The sequence below is a fragment of the Paraliobacillus zengyii genome, assembly GCF_003268595.1.
Classification (GTDB): Bacteria; Bacillota; Bacilli; order Bacillales; family Amphibacillaceae; genus Paraliobacillus_A; species Paraliobacillus_A zengyii.
In genome coordinates, this window is the sequence record NZ_CP029797.1 from 1,624,541 (window position 1) to 1,641,140 (window position 16,600).

The 16,600-nt window shown below is 36.3% G+C and carries 17 protein-coding genes and 1 other annotated feature; of the genes, 16 read left to right on the forward strand and 1 reads right to left on the reverse strand.

Annotated elements, in window-relative coordinates; translation table 11 throughout:
* Positions 1 to 13: 13 nt before the first annotated feature.
* From sigG to DM447_RS18525, 12 genes are all read left to right on the forward strand, one after another.
* Positions 14 to 796, forward strand: coding sequence for an RNA polymerase sporulation sigma factor SigG (sigG, locus tag DM447_RS08255; protein WP_112180766.1), 783 nt, complete (start codon positions 14 to 16; stop codon positions 794 to 796).
* 147 nt (positions 797 to 943) lie between these two features.
* A complete protein-coding gene (locus tag DM447_RS08260) occupies positions 944 to 1,249 on the forward strand; it encodes a YlmC/YmxH family sporulation protein (protein ID WP_232824020.1) in 306 nt (101 codons plus the stop codon).
* A gap of 111 nt (positions 1,250 to 1,360) precedes the next feature.
* Positions 1,361 to 2,176 carry a peptidoglycan editing factor PgeF gene (gene pgeF, locus DM447_RS08265; RefSeq protein WP_157967301.1) on the forward strand — a complete coding sequence of 272 codons (816 nt, stop codon included), beginning with the start codon at positions 1,361 to 1,363 and terminating at the stop codon, positions 2,174 to 2,176.
* 44 nt (positions 2,177 to 2,220) lie between these two features.
* The gene (locus tag DM447_RS08270; protein WP_112180768.1) at positions 2,221 to 2,910 is read left to right on the forward strand and encodes a YggS family pyridoxal phosphate-dependent enzyme; all 690 of its coding nucleotides are present in this window, start codon (positions 2,221 to 2,223) and stop codon (positions 2,908 to 2,910) included.
* Positions 2,911 to 2,915: 5 nt separating this feature from the next.
* Entirely contained in the window at positions 2,916 to 3,347 is a 432-nt protein-coding gene (locus DM447_RS08275; RefSeq protein ID WP_112180769.1) for a cell division protein SepF, read from the forward strand.
* Positions 3,348 to 3,353: 6 nt separating this feature from the next.
* Positions 3,354 to 3,620 (forward strand): YggT family protein, encoded by a 267-nt coding sequence (locus DM447_RS08280; protein ID WP_112180770.1) that lies wholly within the window; start codon positions 3,354 to 3,356, stop codon positions 3,618 to 3,620.
* 29 nt (positions 3,621 to 3,649) lie between these two features.
* Entirely contained in the window at positions 3,650 to 4,423 is a 774-nt protein-coding gene (locus DM447_RS08285) for a YlmH family RNA-binding protein (RefSeq protein ID WP_112180771.1), read from the forward strand.
* A gap of 79 nt (positions 4,424 to 4,502) precedes the next feature.
* Entirely contained in the window at positions 4,503 to 5,018 is a 516-nt protein-coding gene (locus DM447_RS08290) for a DivIVA domain-containing protein (RefSeq protein WP_112180772.1), read from the forward strand.
* Positions 5,019 to 5,100: 82 nt separating this feature from the next.
* Positions 5,101 to 5,328: a binding site (T-box leader), on the forward strand.
* A 73-nt stretch (positions 5,329 to 5,401) separates the two neighbouring features.
* Positions 5,402 to 8,155 carry an isoleucine--tRNA ligase gene (gene ileS, locus DM447_RS08295; RefSeq protein ID WP_112180773.1) on the forward strand — a complete coding sequence of 918 codons (2,754 nt, stop codon included), beginning with the start codon at positions 5,402 to 5,404 and terminating at the stop codon, positions 8,153 to 8,155.
* Positions 8,156 to 8,361: 206 nt separating this feature from the next.
* Positions 8,362 to 8,739, forward strand: a complete 378-nt coding sequence (locus DM447_RS08300; protein WP_112180774.1) for a YuzC family spore coat inner layer protein — start codon at positions 8,362 to 8,364, stop codon at positions 8,737 to 8,739.
* Positions 8,740 to 9,574: 835 nt separating this feature from the next.
* On the forward strand, positions 9,575 to 10,435 hold the full coding sequence (ltrA, locus tag DM447_RS08305; RefSeq protein WP_232824021.1) for a group II intron reverse transcriptase/maturase: 861 nt from the start codon (positions 9,575 to 9,577) through the stop codon (positions 10,433 to 10,435).
* 53 nt (positions 10,436 to 10,488) lie between these two features.
* On the forward strand, positions 10,489 to 10,860 hold the full coding sequence (locus DM447_RS18525) for a group II intron maturase-specific domain-containing protein (RefSeq protein ID WP_232824023.1): 372 nt from the start codon (positions 10,489 to 10,491) through the stop codon (positions 10,858 to 10,860).
* A gap of 656 nt (positions 10,861 to 11,516) precedes the next feature.
* On the opposite strand, the gene DM447_RS08310 is transcribed toward DM447_RS18525, so the two are convergent.
* Complete coding sequence (locus DM447_RS08310) at positions 11,517 to 12,761, reverse strand: MFS transporter (RefSeq protein ID WP_112180775.1); 1,245 nt, start codon at positions 12,759 to 12,761, stop codon at positions 11,517 to 11,519.
* 209 nt (positions 12,762 to 12,970) lie between these two features.
* Here DM447_RS08310 and lspA point away from each other — a divergent pair, with 209 nt between their 5' ends.
* The 4 genes from lspA to DM447_RS08330 all read left to right on the forward strand — a co-directional run bounded on the left by lspA (position 12,971) and on the right by DM447_RS08330 (position 16,578).
* Positions 12,971 to 13,438 (forward strand): signal peptidase II, encoded by a 468-nt coding sequence (gene lspA, locus DM447_RS08315; RefSeq protein ID WP_112180776.1) that lies wholly within the window; start codon positions 12,971 to 12,973, stop codon positions 13,436 to 13,438.
* On the forward strand, positions 13,435 to 14,349 hold the full coding sequence (locus tag DM447_RS08320; RefSeq protein WP_112180777.1) for an RluA family pseudouridine synthase: 915 nt from the start codon (positions 13,435 to 13,437) through the stop codon (positions 14,347 to 14,349). The genes lspA and DM447_RS08320 overlap by 4 nt, the downstream gene beginning before the upstream one ends.
* Positions 14,350 to 14,523: 174 nt before the next feature.
* On the forward strand, positions 14,524 to 15,069 hold the full coding sequence (pyrR, locus tag DM447_RS08325) for a bifunctional pyr operon transcriptional regulator/uracil phosphoribosyltransferase PyrR (protein ID WP_112182697.1): 546 nt from the start codon (positions 14,524 to 14,526) through the stop codon (positions 15,067 to 15,069).
* A 132-nt stretch (positions 15,070 to 15,201) separates the two neighbouring features.
* Positions 15,202 to 16,578, forward strand: a complete 1,377-nt coding sequence (locus DM447_RS08330) for a solute carrier family 23 protein (RefSeq protein ID WP_112180778.1) — start codon at positions 15,202 to 15,204, stop codon at positions 16,576 to 16,578.
* The last annotated feature ends 22 nt before the right edge of the window (positions 16,579 to 16,600 follow it).

The window sequence follows — 16,600 nt, forward strand, 5'->3', positions numbered from 1 at the left end:
GGGAGGGTGGAAAATGGCAAGACATAAAGTAGAAATATGTGGTGTAGATACTTCTAAGTTACCAGTACTTAAGAATGACGAAATGAGAAAACTGTTTAAGCAACTACAAGAAGACAACGACCTTTTTGCCAGAGAAACACTTGTAAATGGAAATTTACGATTGGTGTTAAGCATTATTCAGCGATTCCAGAATCGTGGAGAATATGGTGATGATTTATTTCAAGTTGGTTGTATTGGTTTGATGAAATCCATTGACAATTTTGACTTAGGGCAGAATGTAAAATTTTCAACTTATGCTGTACCTATGATTATTGGAGAAATACGCCGTTATTTACGTGATAATAATCCAATTCGAGTTTCACGTTCTCTCCGCGATACAGCTTATAAAGCGCTACAAGTGAGAGAAAAGTTAATGAGTAAGACATTAAGAGATCCGACAGCCATGGAAATTGCAGAAGAAATGGGTGTATCTCATGGGGATATCGTTTTCGCTATGGATGCGATCCAAGACCCAGTGTCATTATTTGAACCTATTTATAATGATGGGGGCGATCCAATATTTGTAATGGATCAAATAAGTGACGATAAAGATAAGGAATCAAATTGGCTTGATCAAATATCTTTAAAAGAAGGTATGCATCGTTTAAATGAAAGAGAAAAGATGATTTTGACAAAACGATTTTTTCAAGGGAAAACACAAATGGAAGTTGCAGATGAAATTGGAATCTCACAAGCACAAGTTTCCCGTTTAGAAAAAGCAGCAATTCAAGAAATGAATAAAGAAATGTTTGAATAAACACGTTATGCATGCATCCCATTGCAATCATCAGTAAGACTCTTGGTTCAACTATTAATCAGTTTGAAAGGAAAACCCCAACTGATTGAAGTTTGACTTTATATGAACCCGACTATACGTTATTGTATAGTCGGGTTTTTTGTTTTGATGAATAATACGAAAATATTAGGTTTATGTGCATATAGTAGTAAAAAGGAAGGTGATTATATTATGGTAACATTGACAAATATGCAGGTGAAAGAAATTATATTCGTTGAAACAGGAGAAAAGATTGGGAACATAATTGACTTGGAGATAGATGTTGACAAAGGTATTATAACGCATGTTGTAATTGCGATGAAAAATAAAATGATGGGCCTATTTGGAAAACAAGAAGAAGTAATTATTCCATGGGACCATATTGTCACTGTTGGTTCAGATGTGATATTAATAAAAGAAACTGATTTGAAGTAAATAAGGTAGAAATAAATAAAGTTCAGATAAAAATCTAATTCTTCTGCGATTGAGAGGAGAATTTAGTCAGGTTATATGATAAAATAGTGAAAAATGCAAGGAGAGATCAAATTGGAACCTTTTAAACAAAAAAATGAATCCATTATGGAGCTCTCATATGGACAAGGTAACAATCCAAAGCTAATTGCAGGAATCACAACGCGCTTTGGAGGGGAAAGTACTGCACCATTTGATTCTTTAAATATGGGATTTCATGTTCCAGACGATCCGAAGCGTGTGCTCGATAATCGAAAGAAAGTTGCTGAACTGTTAGCATTTCCTTTACATAATTGGATTATGGGAGAACAAACGCATCAAACAAATATTCATGTTGTAAAGCAGGATGATCCAAACATTGGATCAGGTGCTTTAACGAATAAGGATGCACTGAAGGATATAGATGGTCTCATTACGAATCAACAGAATGTGTTATTAACGGCAATGTATGCAGACTGTGTTCCATTATACTACTTTGATCCTACTACAGACTGGATTGGTATTGCACATGCTGGATGGCGCGGTACTGTAAATCAAATGGCTAAGCATATGGTAGATAAATTAACGGACCACGGGGCTAATATCGCTACGTTGCAAGTGACAATAGGACCATCTATTTCTGTATCAAATTATCAAGTAGATGAAAAGGTTTATCAACTTATTCCTAATAAATGGAGAGAAGAAGTTACGCAGAAATTTGATGCGACACATTATTTGTTTGACCTACATAAATTGCATCAATTAATATTGATTGATAGTGGGGTAAAACCAAATAACATTTTTATAACGAATTATTGTACTTATCAAGATGACGCTTTTTATTCCCATCGAAAAGAAGAGGGGAAAACAGGAAGAATGCTAGGCTACATAGGTTTAAAGACAGCTAGATAAGTTGATACCAAATGCTGATTCGTAGTAAGAAAGGATAGAGAAATATGAATGTAGAACAAAACTTAAAGACAATTGAAACGAATATAATAGAAGCGTGCACACGGGCAAATCGTAATCCTGAAGAAATTACAATCATTGGCGTGACGAAATATGTTACAATAGAACGTACAGAAGAAGCGTTCCAAGCTGGTGTTGTTGATCTAGCAGAGAATCGACTAGAAGGTCTGTCTGAGAAACAAGCATTTCTCTCTCAAGAGCAAATAAATTGGCATTTTATTGGGACACTTCAATCACGTAAAGTAAAGAGTGTTATTGGCTCAATAAATTACTTGCATTCACTTGATCGTTTGTCTTTAGCAAAAGAAATTAATAAACGTTCGGATGATGTTTTGTCCTGTTTTGTACAGGTTAATGTTAGTGGAGAAGAATCCAAGCAAGGTTTAGATAGTAAAGAAGTGATGGATTTTATTACCGCTTTAGAAGAGTATCCTGCTGTTAAAGTAATTGGGCTAATGACAATGGCTCCTCATATAAAAGATGAACAAGAACTTCGCAGTACTTTTCGATCTTTAAGAGAGTTACGAGATGCTATTAAACAAAAACAGTTGGCCCACGCACCATGTAAATACCTATCCATGGGCATGAGTAATGACTATCAAATTGCTATTGAAGAAGGGGCTACACATATTCGAATTGGTTCTAATTTGGTAGGGACAACAACTGAAACGAGGTGAGCAAAATGAGCATGAAAAATAAATTTAAAACATTATTTTCAGTCGAAGATGACTATGAATATGTTGATGAGGAAGAAGTGAATTCAGAGGAACCTTCTACTAGAAGCGAAAAACGTACTGGGCAAAATGTTGTGAGCTTAAAATCTGTTCAAGCATCTGCAAAGGTGGTTCTATCTGAGCCACGTTCTTATGATGAAACACAAGAGATAGCTGATCATATTGTTAATCGTCGGTCTGTTGTAATCAATTTACAACAAGTTGATTTTCAACAAGCAAAACGAATTGTTGATTTCTTAAGTGGTACTGTTTATGCTGTTTCAGGTGAAATACAAAAACTTGGACCGCACACCTTTTTATGTACACCGGATAATGTTGATGTTTCAGGAAGTATTACACAAATGATTGAAGAAGAGGAAGAATTTGAGCAGAGGTGGTAAGTGGTCATGTATATGCTTTATGAAATAATTACAGGTGCAATTGAACTGTATAGTTATGTGTTAATTATCTATATTTTAATGTCTTGGTTTCCAGGAGCAAGAGAATCATCGTTTGGAAATATCATATCTAGATTAAGTGAACCATATTTGGAACCATTTCGTAAAATCATCCCACCATTGGGAATGATCGATATTTCACCAATAGTAGCTATATTTGTACTTAGGTATTTAATACCAAGTGGAATTAACGTATTGTTTGGTTGGTTTATTTAATTGTTTTAATGGAGTGAAGAGAAGATACAATGGAAATATATCAACATTTTAGAAAAGAAGAGCAGCCATTTATCGATCAAGTCCTTTCTTGGAAAGAACAAGTGGAAAAGCAATACCAACAAAAATGTAGTGACTTTTTAGATCCACGCGAGCAAAAGATCTTTCAAAGTTTAATTGGAAATGACGATCAATTTACGCTTTCCTTTTTTGGTGGTACAGAAGAAACAGAAAGAAAACAAGCTATTTTAGCCCCTTATTACCAGTCAATTGAGCAGATGGATTTCCCGATTACTTTATTGCATGCTGTTTATCCAACGAAGTTTATCACAATTGAGCATCGTGACGTACTAGGGGCATTTCTATCATTAGGTGTTCAACGAAAAAAATTAGGGGATATTGTCGTAGATGACGGCACTATTCAACTGTTGGTTTCATCTGATATTGCTCCTTTTATCTCGTTTAACTTAACATCTGTTAAGAAAGCGACGATTGAATGGGTAGAGAAACCTTTAGAAGAAGTTATTCTATCACGTGAAACATGGCAGTCGCATATGACGTTTGTAAGTTCTTTACGGCTGGATATTATGATGAAAGAAATATACGGTATATCAAGGCAAACTGCAGTACAAGCAATTCAAAAGAAGCTTGTAAAAGTGAACTTCAGAATTGTCGAAGATATTGCTTTTGTAGTAGAAGAAGGGGATGTATTTTCTTTGCGAGGTAAAGGAAGAAGCAGATTGAAGGAAATACTCGGTACTTCTAAAAAAAATAAAACGCAAATAAATTACGATATCCTAAAATAATTAAAATTTTAGCAGGAATTGTACTAATTTTGTCGAATTATATAAAGAAGCTATAAAACTTCACAAGGAGGTGGCCGATGTGCCATTGACACCATTGGATATTCATAATAAAGAATTTTCTCGAGGATTTAGAGGTTACGATGAGGATGACGTAAACGAATTTTTAGACCAGATTATTAAAGATTATGAGTTGGTAATAAGGGATAAAAAGGAATTGAAGAATCAAGTAGAAGACATGAAAGATAGACTTGGTCATTTCTCTAATATTGAAGAGACATTAAATAAATCAATTCTAATTGCACAAGAGACTGCAGAAGAAGTAAAAGGAAACGCGAATAAAGAATCAAAACTCATTATTAAAGAAGCAGAAAAAAATGCAGATCGTATTATTAATGAAGCACTTCAAAAATCAAGAAGTATAGCAATTGAAGTAGAAGAATTAAAGAAACAAGCAAAAGTATTCCGTACACGCTTGAAGATGTTAGTAGAAGCTCAACTTGAATTAGTTGAAAATGACGATTGGGATGGTTTATTCCAAACACGTATGGATGAAGAGTATGAAAATGATGAAGAAGTAGAAACAAATCGTTACTAAAACTTGACGTTTTTATCGTTAATACATATAATGGATTAACTTAAAGCTATTATAATTTATAAGATTTAATTTTCTATAACAAAGAAAAGCAATGCAAGGGAAAGTAGAATAGATTTAGACTGTTAATAAGCGAGTTAGGGTTGGTGTAAGCCTGACACAGTATCTATTTTAAAATCACCCTTAAGCTTCCTACTTGAAAGGTTTCGAGTAAAGTAGGACGTGTCCATCACGTTACGATGCTAAGCGGATAAAAATCTTAAGAACGTTTTTATCTAGTAAGGGTGGTACCGCGAGTCTTCTCGTCCCTTTAGGGATCTTGAGGGCTTTTTTTGTTGAAAAAAATAAGTAAAAGTAATGTTACGATCATTCAAGGAGGAAGAAAAATGGATTATAAAGACACGCTATTAATGCCAAAAACAGAATTCCCAATGCGCGGTAATTTGCCTAATAAAGAACCGAAAATGCAAGAAAAATGGGATGAGGACAACATGTATCAACAAGTACAAGCGCGTACAGAAGGTAGACCGCTATTTGTTTTACATGATGGCCCTCCGTACGCAAATGGTGATTTGCATATGGGTCATGCCTTAAATAAAGTACTTAAAGATTTTATTGTTAAATACAAATCAATGTCAGGATTCCATGCGCCATATGTTCCAGGATGGGATACACATGGACTGCCAATTGAGCAAGCATTGGCTAAAAAGAAAGTTAATCGTAAGAAGATGTCAATTGCTGAATTTAGACAAAAGTGTGCTGAATATGCGCTAAAACAAGTGGACAATCAACGTATTCAATTCAAACAACTTGGTGTACGGGGAGATTGGGATAACCCATATATTACATTAGAAAAAGAATATGAAGCTGCACAAATCCAAGTATTTGGTGACATGGCGAAAAAGGGATACATTTATAAAGGGTTAAAACCTGTTTACTGGTCACCATCGTCTGAATCTGCATTAGCTGAAGCAGAAATTGAATACCAGGATAAACGTTCAGCATCAATCTACGTGACTTTTGATGTAAAAATTCCAGGTGACTTGCTCCAAGGAGATGAGAAGTTCATTATTTGGACAACAACACCTTGGACAATTCCTGCAAACTTAGCAATCGCACTGCATCCTGATTTAACATACGCAGTAGTAAAAGTAAATGATGCGAAGTATATTGTTGCAGAAGAAATGATCGAGCAAGTGAAAGAAACACTAGAATGGGAAAAAACAGAGGTTGTCCAAACATTTAAAGGGCAAGAAGCAGATCATCTAGTTGCAAAACACCCTTTCTATGACCGTGATTCATTAGTTATTTTAGGTGATCACGTTACGACTGAAAGTGGTACTGGACTTGTTCACACAGCGCCAGGACACGGTGAAGATGACTTTATCATTGGTAAGAAGAATGGCTTAGAAGTTCTTTGTCCTGTTGATGAAAAGGGTGTGTTTACTGACGAGGCACCTGGATTTGAAGGATTATTTTACGATGCTGCAAATAAAGAAATTACTGAGAAGCTTGAGGAAGTTGGGGCACTACTAAAACTTACTTTCATTACACACTCGTATCCACATGACTGGCGTACGAAGAAACCGACCATTTTCCGTGCAACAAATCAGTGGTTTGCATCAATTAAAGATTTCCGGGAAGATATTCTTGCTGAAATCAACAGAGTTAACTGGGTACCAAAATGGGGCGAAACGCGTCTTTATAATATGGTGCGTGATCGAGAAGATTGGTGTATTTCACGTCAACGTGCATGGGGAGTTCCTATTCCTGTATTCTACGGGGAAGATCGTCTACCAATTATTACGGATGAAACGATTCAACATGTTTCTAACTTATTCCGTGAACATGGTTCAAATATTTGGTTTGAATGGGATACGAAAGATTTATTACCAGAAGGATTTACTTCAGTTCAGAGTCCAGGAAATACATTTACAAAAGAAATGGACATCATGGATGTATGGTTTGATTCAGGTTCATCTCATCAAGGTGTTCTAAATGAACGTCCTGAATTACAACGTCCAGCTGATGTATATTTAGAAGGTTCTGATCAATATCGTGGATGGTTTAATTCCTCAATTTCTACAGCAGTGGCTGTAACTGGTAAAGCGCCATTTAATACAATCATTAGTCATGGTTTTGCTTTAGACGGTAAAGGAAGAAAAATGAGTAAATCGGTAGGTAATGTGGTTGTTCCATCAAAAATCATGAAACAATATGGTGCTGATATTTTACGTTTGTGGGTTGCATCAGTCGATTATCAAGCAGACGTTCGTATTTCGGATGAAATTATTAAGCAAGCATCAGAAGGTTATCGTAAAATCCGTAATACATTCCGCTTCATGCTTGGAAATATCGCTGATTTTGATCCGGCTATTCATACGATCAAAGATAAGGATTTGCAAGAAGTAGATCAATATATGCAAGTTCGTTTACAGAGCTTAATTAAAAAAGTAACAAAATCATATGAGGAATATGATTTCTCAAGTGTTAATCAAGCAATTCACAATTTCTGTTCGATTGAATTAAGTGCATTTTATTTAGATTTTGGAAAAGATGTACTATATATCGAAGCTGAAGATAGTTCAAGACGTCGAAGTATTCAAACAGTTTATTATGAGATCGTTACTAGCTTAGTTAAACTATTAGCACCGATTCTTTCGCACACAGCAGAAGAAGTTTGGGAACACATTCCACACGTACAAGAGAAAAGTGTTCAATTAACAGATATGCCTGTTGCCAGAGAAATTGCTAATCAAGAGCAAATTCAAGCAAAATGGGATCATTTCATGACAATTCGTGATGATGTTCTAAAAGCATTAGAAGAAGCACGAGCTGAGAAAGTAATTGGTAAATCTTTAGAAGCAAAACTGCAAATTGTTGCAAAAGATGCTGATACAAAAGAATTGCTTACAAGTATGGAGGATATCCATCAATTGTTTATTGTCTCCGAAGTTGAAGTAGTAGCAGAATTAACGGATGTTAAAGAATTTGAACAAGTTTTTGTTAAAGTTGAAAAACATTGCGCTGAGCGTTGTGAACGTTGTTGGGTAGCTTCCGAAACAGTTGGAGAAGATCCAGCACATCCAGCACTATGTACAAGATGTGCAGCGATTGTTACAGAACATTATCCCGCATAATACAGATTTAAATAAAAACCATCAAATTGCACGTTGATTTGATGGTTTTTTATAATTATTAATCTTTTGCATGCTAACTGGTAATAAGAAGCGTCAGAATTTATAGACACTATTAGTACACACGTCAACTTATTCTCTTTTCACTAACATATTTTATTTGAATATATTATTTCAGAACTGTTTTTCAGAAAAGGGGGTAGTGGTTTATGTATTATGTTTATCAGCCCGGTTACTATTATTATCCTGATTATATGTTCGATAGGCCGTATGATCAAAGTATAAGGCAGCAGTTTCCTCCAATTAATCCGAACTTATTGTATCAATCAGCAAATGAAACTAGAAGACTCATGAAAGATGCTAATATGGTTCTTGATAAGCTGTCAAATTCAAAGGAATTTAACACCGAACTTATGTATGCTGCACAATCTTCAAATAAAAAAGAGGTTAATCGCTTAATTAATTCATTGGGTTTAGCATCTGATGTAACAATAGATTTTAATCCAGATGGATTACATCTGGAATTTAAATCACAAGTGGAATCAAAAGAGTGTTGTCACCTAAAGATTGCGCTCCGTTGGCGTTAAAAGGGATCTTATGTGCTAAAAGCAAATAAATAAATCAACTTGCTCATTTGAAAAATGGGAGCTATTCATTGGTTGGTTGCGTTTGAACTATATTTATTCTATTACATGTCCATATTAAAAAAGGCCTACTAGCTAAAAGATTAATACCTATGACGGAATTAACATACATTGCGAGGTAACTTACCTTAAGTCACAATGTTGATTAACTGCGACATAACAGAATTCCCTGACCTGCTTCTCAAGTGAAATTGACTCCCTTTCCGCAGGCACGGCTTCAGCTAACTCGGAAACAAAGTACGTTTCCGAGTGGATCGTGCGCCCGGCATGGGTTATAACTAGCTGGTGAAAGTCCACTACAGGTTTGGCAGTAGGAACTGTTAGCGAATGGCAAGGGTGTCTATCGTGAGGTAGAATCTGAAGGAAGCCGGACGCAAAATCCCGAACTGACGAACAGAAACTGTATATAAGGCTGAATCGGAACGGACGAGTTTGCGATCCCTTACAAAGTCCAATACTGCCCAAATTCCGTACAGTAAATACAGCAGTTACATGGGAGGAAAGTTATAACTCTTACCCGGGGAGGTCTCACGAAGGTCTAATAAGACAATTGTATTAGTGATAATACGATGAATTGTGAGAAGTCAGCAGACGCCATAGTAGTTTCTCAATGAAACGAAGGGCAGAACAACCTTAAATCTTGGAAAACAGGGAGGTGTAGACATCGCCGCCTAAGCACAGAAAACAGTGTGGTAAAGACCGAATAGATGGCTACCTATGAGTAAATACGTTGGAAACGGAAGGATTCATAGGAGTGTGCAGGCATGTCGCATAAGAAATGAAAGAACAAGATAGTATCAACTTAATCGAAAAAGTGATAAAAACGGATAACCTCTGGAAAGCACATGATAAAGTGAAAAGCAATAAAGGTGCCCCAGGAATAGATGGGATCACAATAGATGAATTGGAAGATCACATGAAGGGATACTTTGATCACCTACAAAGGAAATTAAGGGATGGAACTTACGCCCCCCAACCGGTTAAAAGAGTAGCTATTCCAAAGGCAGATGGTTCCAAAAGATATCTAGGGATTCCATGTGCACTTGATAGAGTAGTTCAACAAGCGATCTTACAAGTCATAGATCCCATCATTGACCCGTATTTTTCTAAATATAGTTACGGCTTCCGGAAAGGGAAAGATGCTCATCAAGCTATTCAAAAAGCGCAAACCTATTATGAAGAAGGTTACCGAACAATTGTAGACTGTGATCTAAAAAGTTATTTTGATACCATTCATCACCAACGATTGCAATCCTACTTGGAATACTTCATCAAAGATAAGATCGTCTTGAAATTGATCTGGAAGTTCCTATGCTCCGGCATTATAGATAGGAACATCTTTATCGAAACCAACGAAGGAGCACCGCAAGGTGGCCCACTATCACCAATTTTAGCGAATGTCTATCTCAATCAATTAGATCGCGAACTGGAGAAACGAGGACATCGATTCATTCGATATGCCGATGATTTCATTATCTTTGTGAAGAGTCCACGAGCTGGAGAGAGAGTGATGATAAATATCACCGCATTTTTGGAGGGGAAACTTCAATTAACGATTAATCAGAAGAAAAGTCACGTAACTTCAGCGACAAAAGCGACCTTTCTGGGTTTCCAACTACTAGACTACATGGGAAAGTAGGGTGCCGGCCAAGTCGGTCGGCGAAGCAGAAGTTCAAAGAGAAACTTAGAACAATGACAAGTCTCAAAAGACCAGGAAAATTCGAAGAAATTGTTGCAGAGATTAATCAAACGATAGTTGGTTGGATTAACTACTTCGGAATAGGTTATATGAAGGCATTTATAAAAGAAACCCAACAGTGGTTAAACCGTCGATTAAGACAATTGATATGGAAAAGATGGAAGAAAACAAAGACGAAGTACAAAAGACTTCGGAAATATGGGATATCACATGTGGATGCGATCAAACTCGCTAGCTCAAGGAAAGGGTATTGGCGATTAGCATTCAACCATATTATCCATCAAGCCATCTCCATAGAACGTTTAGGGAAATGGGGTCTAAAGGATATGAATATCCTTTACCATATAAGATACTTAAAAGGTTGAACCGCCGTATACGGATCCGTACGTACGTACGGTGGTGTGAGAGGTCGGGGCTGTGAAGCCCCTCCTACTCGATTTCAGCCCGTGCTGTTCCTGCAGGAGTGTCGCCAATTTAACTTGATCCGCTAATATCCAGCTTTCCATCACTAACAGAGAGTAAAAGTCTACAAATAAAAATGAAAGGATTTAAACCATATTTTATTAGTTAGAAATTATTACGTAGATTATCATTTTCATCTAGTTTAATCGATCTTTTCTATCTATAAGGATGTAAATAGACATCAGCGAAGGAAGCAAATGGATGACACTCCTGTGGGAACAGCACAAGTTGAAGATCCACTCGGAAAGCGACTTTTGCTTATCCGAGTTAGCTGAGACTGTGCCCACGGAAAGGGAATCCATATGCTGACGAAGCGGGTAAGGGGATCTTCTCTTATGTCGCTGTTTCTCTCAAATTAATCAGATAAAAAGGTAGATGATTTCAGGCGAAGAGTGAAGTCAATTTTTACTCTGGATTGTGAAAATTTCTAGTAATTGTAAAACTTAAATGCCTTTTATACACTATAAAAGTTGAGTAAATAAAGTAAAACAACAATTAATTTAGCAAGTAAATCAAAAGCCCACTTGGAAGTAAATCCAAGTGGGCTTTTATATACATATTAATCGATCAATTGTGCATCGCGTCTGTTTTTTAAGTCGACCATAATACGTTTCATTAGCATAAAGCTCAAAAATCCACAAAAAAGAATAAGTGTAGACATAATTTCACTAGAGAATATGCCACCTAAGGTAACAAAAAATGAACTAATCATCATCGATCCATTAAAGACTAATCCATAGACAGCCATGTAAGAACTCCTCTTATCATCTGTCGGAATACTAGCTAAGAAATCCGATTGTATAGGTACACGCATCAATTCTCCGATTGTTGCAAGAACCATAAAGGCAAACAATAGCCAAATATTATTGAAATAACTGATACCTACATAGCCTAATGTGAATATGCCAATTGACCAAAGGAAAATGGGGCCTTCTTTTTGTTTTACTACCCATCTTGTTACAAATACAGTTAAGAAAACAACAAGTATTGTATTTTCAGATTTAAGAAACCCGACCATTTCTACCCCTGAAAAAGGAAATCCTAAAATGGTTTGGAGTGGCATCTCATTGTTTAACCGAATTGCAATATAGTTTTCCATTTGATTTTCCATAGATTGCAATAATAGCCCGGCAAATACAAATAGTAAGAATAACTTATCTCCAGCGACATCTTTATAACTGGTGAACATACTTTTTAACACATTGGTTTCAATTGGTTTTTCTTTTTTCTCCATTGTTTCTGAGATGAAAAAGATAACTAAAACATTAGCTGCTATACTTGTGATTACCATAATGACTAATAATTCGAATAGATAATGATTAAATGTTAAGGCACCGACAATACCACCAACAGCAAAAGCAAGATTGAAACTCCAATAAATAAGTGCATATACACCTTTTCTTTCGGAAGGTTTTGTAATATCAATAATCATTGCGTCAGCTGCAGGACCATCTAAACCAAATGATGCGGTAATAAGTACTGCCATTAAAAATGTTAATTCAGGTGAAGTTAGTAATGGTGAATTTGCAACAGCCATGACGATAAAAGCAATCATTCTTATCAGGCCAGCTATAACCATTAATTTTTTTCTGCCCATGATATCGGCATAATAGCCCCCATATAATCCAACAATAAGTCCAACGACTACATTAATAATGAGTAAAAGTCCAGTAATAGCTGAACCAAAGTATGTAGCAAAATAAATTGCGATAAATGGAAATATTGCACCAGCTACCATATCTGATAAAAATATTTGTCCAATACGGATTTTAATATTGCGGTGATAATTTCGAAATTGACCCATCTCTTTCTCTCCTTTGATGCTTAAAAACTTTTGTATGTCGTATTAAAATCATAGCTCTCTTATCATAATGTATATGGGATCAATTTACCACCGACTTAAGACGGATGTAAGCCACGTCTTAAATAGTAGAATAAGTTTTTCGCTTTTGTCGTAATTTATGGTAAAATGCTAGAGAAGGAAGAAGAGAGTTTGAACGGGGGAGAGATTGAATGCGTTATTATTTGCTCGCATTTGTCATTATTATTATTGATCAATTAACAAAGTTTTGGGTTGTAGCAAATATGGAACTTCGGGAAAGTATTACAGTTATAGAAAATATCTTTTACATTACATCTCACCGAAATACAGGTGCTGCGTGGGGAATCTTAGCTGGTAAAATGACATTCTTTTATATTATAACTGCAGTTGTTATTGTTCTGATTTGTTATTACATACAAAAATTTGCTAAAGATAGTTTATTAACAGGTCTTGCATTAGGATTAATCTTAGGAGGAGCTGTTGGTAATTTTATTGATCGGATAGTACGCAAAGAAGTTGTTGATTTTTTTGATGTCTATATTGGTAGTTACAATTATCCGATTTTTAATATAGCAGATTCAGCTTTAGTTGTCGGCGTTATTCTGGTTTTAATTGCAACCATACTCGATGAAAGAAAACAAAGGAGAAAAAAGGCATGACAGAGAATAAATTGATCGTATCTTCAGAACAAGATGGGGAGCGAATTGATAAAGTATTAACCGAAATTATTAAAGAAGCATCACGTTCGCAAGTTCAAGCGTGGATTAAAGAAGGCTACGTACTTGTAGATGATGCTACTGTAAAGAGTAATTATAAGTGTGAAGAAGGCACTACCATAACATGGCAGGTACCAGAACCAGAAACAATTGATCTTATTGCTGAGGATATTCCATTAGATATTATCTATGAAGATAAAGACTTACTCGTTGTTAATAAGGCAAGAGGGATGGTCGTGCATCCATCAGCAGGTCATAGAGGTGGAACGCTAGTAAATGCATTATTATATCACTGTGATGATTTATCTGGGATAAATGATGTTATTCGTCCAGGTATTGTACATCGAATTGATCGTGACACAAGTGGCCTATTAATGGTTGCTAAAAATGATCAAGCTCATCGTGCATTAGCTGAACAACTGGAAGCTAAAACGGTCAAACGGTCTTATGAAGCGATTGTTCATGGTGCAGTTCCACACGAATACGGTACGATTGATGCACCACTAGGACGTGATCCAAAAGATAGACAAAAGATTGCTGTCGTCTCAGGTGGCAAAGCAGCCGTTACCCACTTTGAAGTGATCGAGCGTATTGGTGATAAGTTTACACATGTAAAATGTGTGTTAGAAACAGGTAGAACACATCAAATTCGTGTTCATATGAAATACATTGGCTTCCCGTTAGTAGGTGATCCAAAGTATGGTCCACGCAAAATTATTGCGATGGGTGGACAAGCTCTTCACGCAAAAGAATTAGGTTTTGAACATCCACGTACTAAAGAATGGATGCACTTTGAAGTTGAACCACCAAAAGATTTTCAAGAAGGTTTAAAAAAGATCAAAGAAATTCGTTGACAGAGTGGTTTTTTTTTGGAATAATAGAGAGTAATAAAATGACCTTTAAATACAGTCCCGTGAGGCTGAAAAGGATTCGGCAAATAGAAGTGTAAGTCTGTCTAAATCCATTTTCTTCCACGCGGAGAAAATGGATTTTTTTCGGTCATTTATCATTAAATGGGGGTGAGTGCAATAAAACAAAAAGCAGTAGTCTTGGATCAGTCAGCAATAAATCGCGCACTTACTAGAATTGCCCATGAAATTTTGGAAAGAAACAAGGGTGTCGATAATTTAATGCTTGTCGGGATTAAAACCAGAGGTGGTCCATTAGCTGATCGATTGCGGGCAAAGATTGCTGAAATTGAAGGGATCGAGATACCGATTGGTGAGATTGATATTACGCTTTATCGAGATGATCTAAGTCATGTTTCTGCTAATGAAGAACCGATAATTCATGATACTGATTTTCAAACCCAAATAACAGATAAAAAGCTAATCGTAGTTGATGATGTATTATATACAGGTAGAACTGTGCGGGCGGCAATGGATGCGATAATGGATCAAGGTCGACCATCCCAAATTCAATTGGCAGTTTTAATTGATCGTGGTCACCGAGAATTGCCAATCAGAGCTGATTATATTGGGAAGAACATTCCAACATCACAAGATGAAGTGATTGTAGTTGCATTAGATGAAACAGATAAAGAAGAAAAGGTTAGTATATACGAAAGTGAATAATGGAAACCTTTAAGTAAGTCCTGTGAGACTTGCAAGGTTGTTAAGGGATACGTGTACGCACGTCTACCTCTTTGCGACTTTGCAAAGAGGTTTTTTTATGGAGAAAGAGAGATTAGAGGGGGAAGTCAGCAAATGACAAATTCAAAAATGGTAATGGACGTAAGAGATGTACCACAAAAATCAAAATGGTTAATGTTAAGTTTACAGCACTTATTCGCAATGTTTGGTTCTACAATTTTAGTACCTTTTCTAACCGGATTACCACCAGCAGTTGCACTTATATCAAGTGGATCAGGTACACTTGCTTACTTATTAATAACAAGAGGTAAAATTCCAGCATATCTAGGTTCCAGTTTCGCTTTTATCGCTCCAATTGGTGCTGCGATAAGTGAAAGTGGTGTTCCAGGGGCCATGGTTGGTAGTTTCTTTGCAGGTTTGGTTTACGGTATACTCGCACTTTTGATTGGTGCATTTGGATTAGACTGGTTAATGAAAATATTACCACCAATTGTCGTAGGTCCAGTTATTATCGTAATTGGTTTAGGTTTAGCACCTACAGCAGTAGATATGGCAATGAATGTTGATGGAAGTTATAGTGAAAAACACTTTCTTGTTGCAGTTGTAACATTAGCAATAACAATTATTGGCTCTTTATTTTTCAAAGGGTTCTTTGGACTTATTCCGATACTGATTGGTATCGTATCTGGTTACGTTTTCGCCTTAACACAAGGAATCGTTGATACATCTGCATTAAGTGCCTCATGGTCAGCTATTGTTAGTGCTGGCTCAATCGGAGGATTCTTATCAGCAGTTTTCGTTCTACCGGAGTTTGTTATACCATTTAAAGATTACAATCCGATAGATGTATTTAGCTGGAGTATATTTTGGATCATGGTCCCTGTATCAGTCGTTACGATTGCAGAACATATTGGTGACCAAATGGTTTTATCGAAAGTTGTTGGACGTAATTTCATTAAAGAGCCTGGATTACATCGTTCGATTCTAGGCGATGGTGTTGCAACATTAATCGCTTCTGTTTTAGGCGGACCACCAAACACAACATATGGTGAAAATATTGGTGTCTTAGCTATTACGCGTGTGTTTAGCGTCTTCGTTATCGGTGGTGCAGCAGTTCTAGCAGTTACATTCGGTTTTGTCGGTATCGTCTCAGATCTAATAAGCTCGATACCAACAGCTGTAATGGGCGGTGTTTCGATTCTATTGTTCGGTATTATTGCAGCAAGTGGTTTACGAATGTTAGTTGATAATCAAGTTGATTTAGGAAATAACCGAAACTTAATCGTAGCATCAGTCATTTTAGTAATTGGAATTGGAGGAGCGTTAGTACGTTTCAATGTTTTTGGACAAAGTATTGAGATTCAAGGCATGGCATTAGCTGCCATTACAGGAGTTATTCTTAATCTAGTATTACCAGGCAAAGAGTCAGGCTTTGGTAATGGAAATATGTTCAAAACGGAAGAACAAATAGAAGCAGAAAATACAAAATAGCATGAGAAGGACTGTCTAACTA

Coding starts and splice junctions, on each gene's coding strand:
- DM447_RS08310 (WP_112180775.1), bottom strand. CDS start 12,761: ATGGGTCAATTTCGAAATTATCACCGCAATATTAAAATCCGTATTGGA.
- DM447_RS08270 (WP_112180768.1), top strand. CDS start 2,221: ATGAATGTAGAACAAAACTTAAAGACAATTGAAACGAATATAATAGAA.
- DM447_RS08280 (WP_112180770.1), top strand. CDS start 3,354: ATGTATATGCTTTATGAAATAATTACAGGTGCAATTGAACTGTATAGT.
- DM447_RS08275 (WP_112180769.1), top strand. CDS start 2,916: ATGAGCATGAAAAATAAATTTAAAACATTATTTTCAGTCGAAGATGAC.
- lspA (WP_112180776.1), top strand. CDS start 12,971: ATGCGTTATTATTTGCTCGCATTTGTCATTATTATTATTGATCAATTA.
- DM447_RS08320 (WP_112180777.1), top strand. CDS start 13,435: ATGACAGAGAATAAATTGATCGTATCTTCAGAACAAGATGGGGAGCGA.
- ltrA (WP_232824021.1), top strand. CDS start 9,575: ATGAAAGAACAAGATAGTATCAACTTAATCGAAAAAGTGATAAAAACG.
- DM447_RS08260 (WP_232824020.1), top strand. CDS start 944: ATGAATAATACGAAAATATTAGGTTTATGTGCATATAGTAGTAAAAAG.
- DM447_RS18525 (WP_232824023.1), top strand. CDS start 10,489: ATGACAAGTCTCAAAAGACCAGGAAAATTCGAAGAAATTGTTGCAGAG.
- ileS (WP_112180773.1), top strand. CDS start 5,402: ATGGATTATAAAGACACGCTATTAATGCCAAAAACAGAATTCCCAATG.
- DM447_RS08300 (WP_112180774.1), top strand. CDS start 8,362: ATGTATTATGTTTATCAGCCCGGTTACTATTATTATCCTGATTATATG.
- DM447_RS08285 (WP_112180771.1), top strand. CDS start 3,650: ATGGAAATATATCAACATTTTAGAAAAGAAGAGCAGCCATTTATCGAT.
- sigG (WP_112180766.1), top strand. CDS start 14: ATGGCAAGACATAAAGTAGAAATATGTGGTGTAGATACTTCTAAGTTA.
- DM447_RS08330 (WP_112180778.1), top strand. CDS start 15,202: ATGACAAATTCAAAAATGGTAATGGACGTAAGAGATGTACCACAAAAA.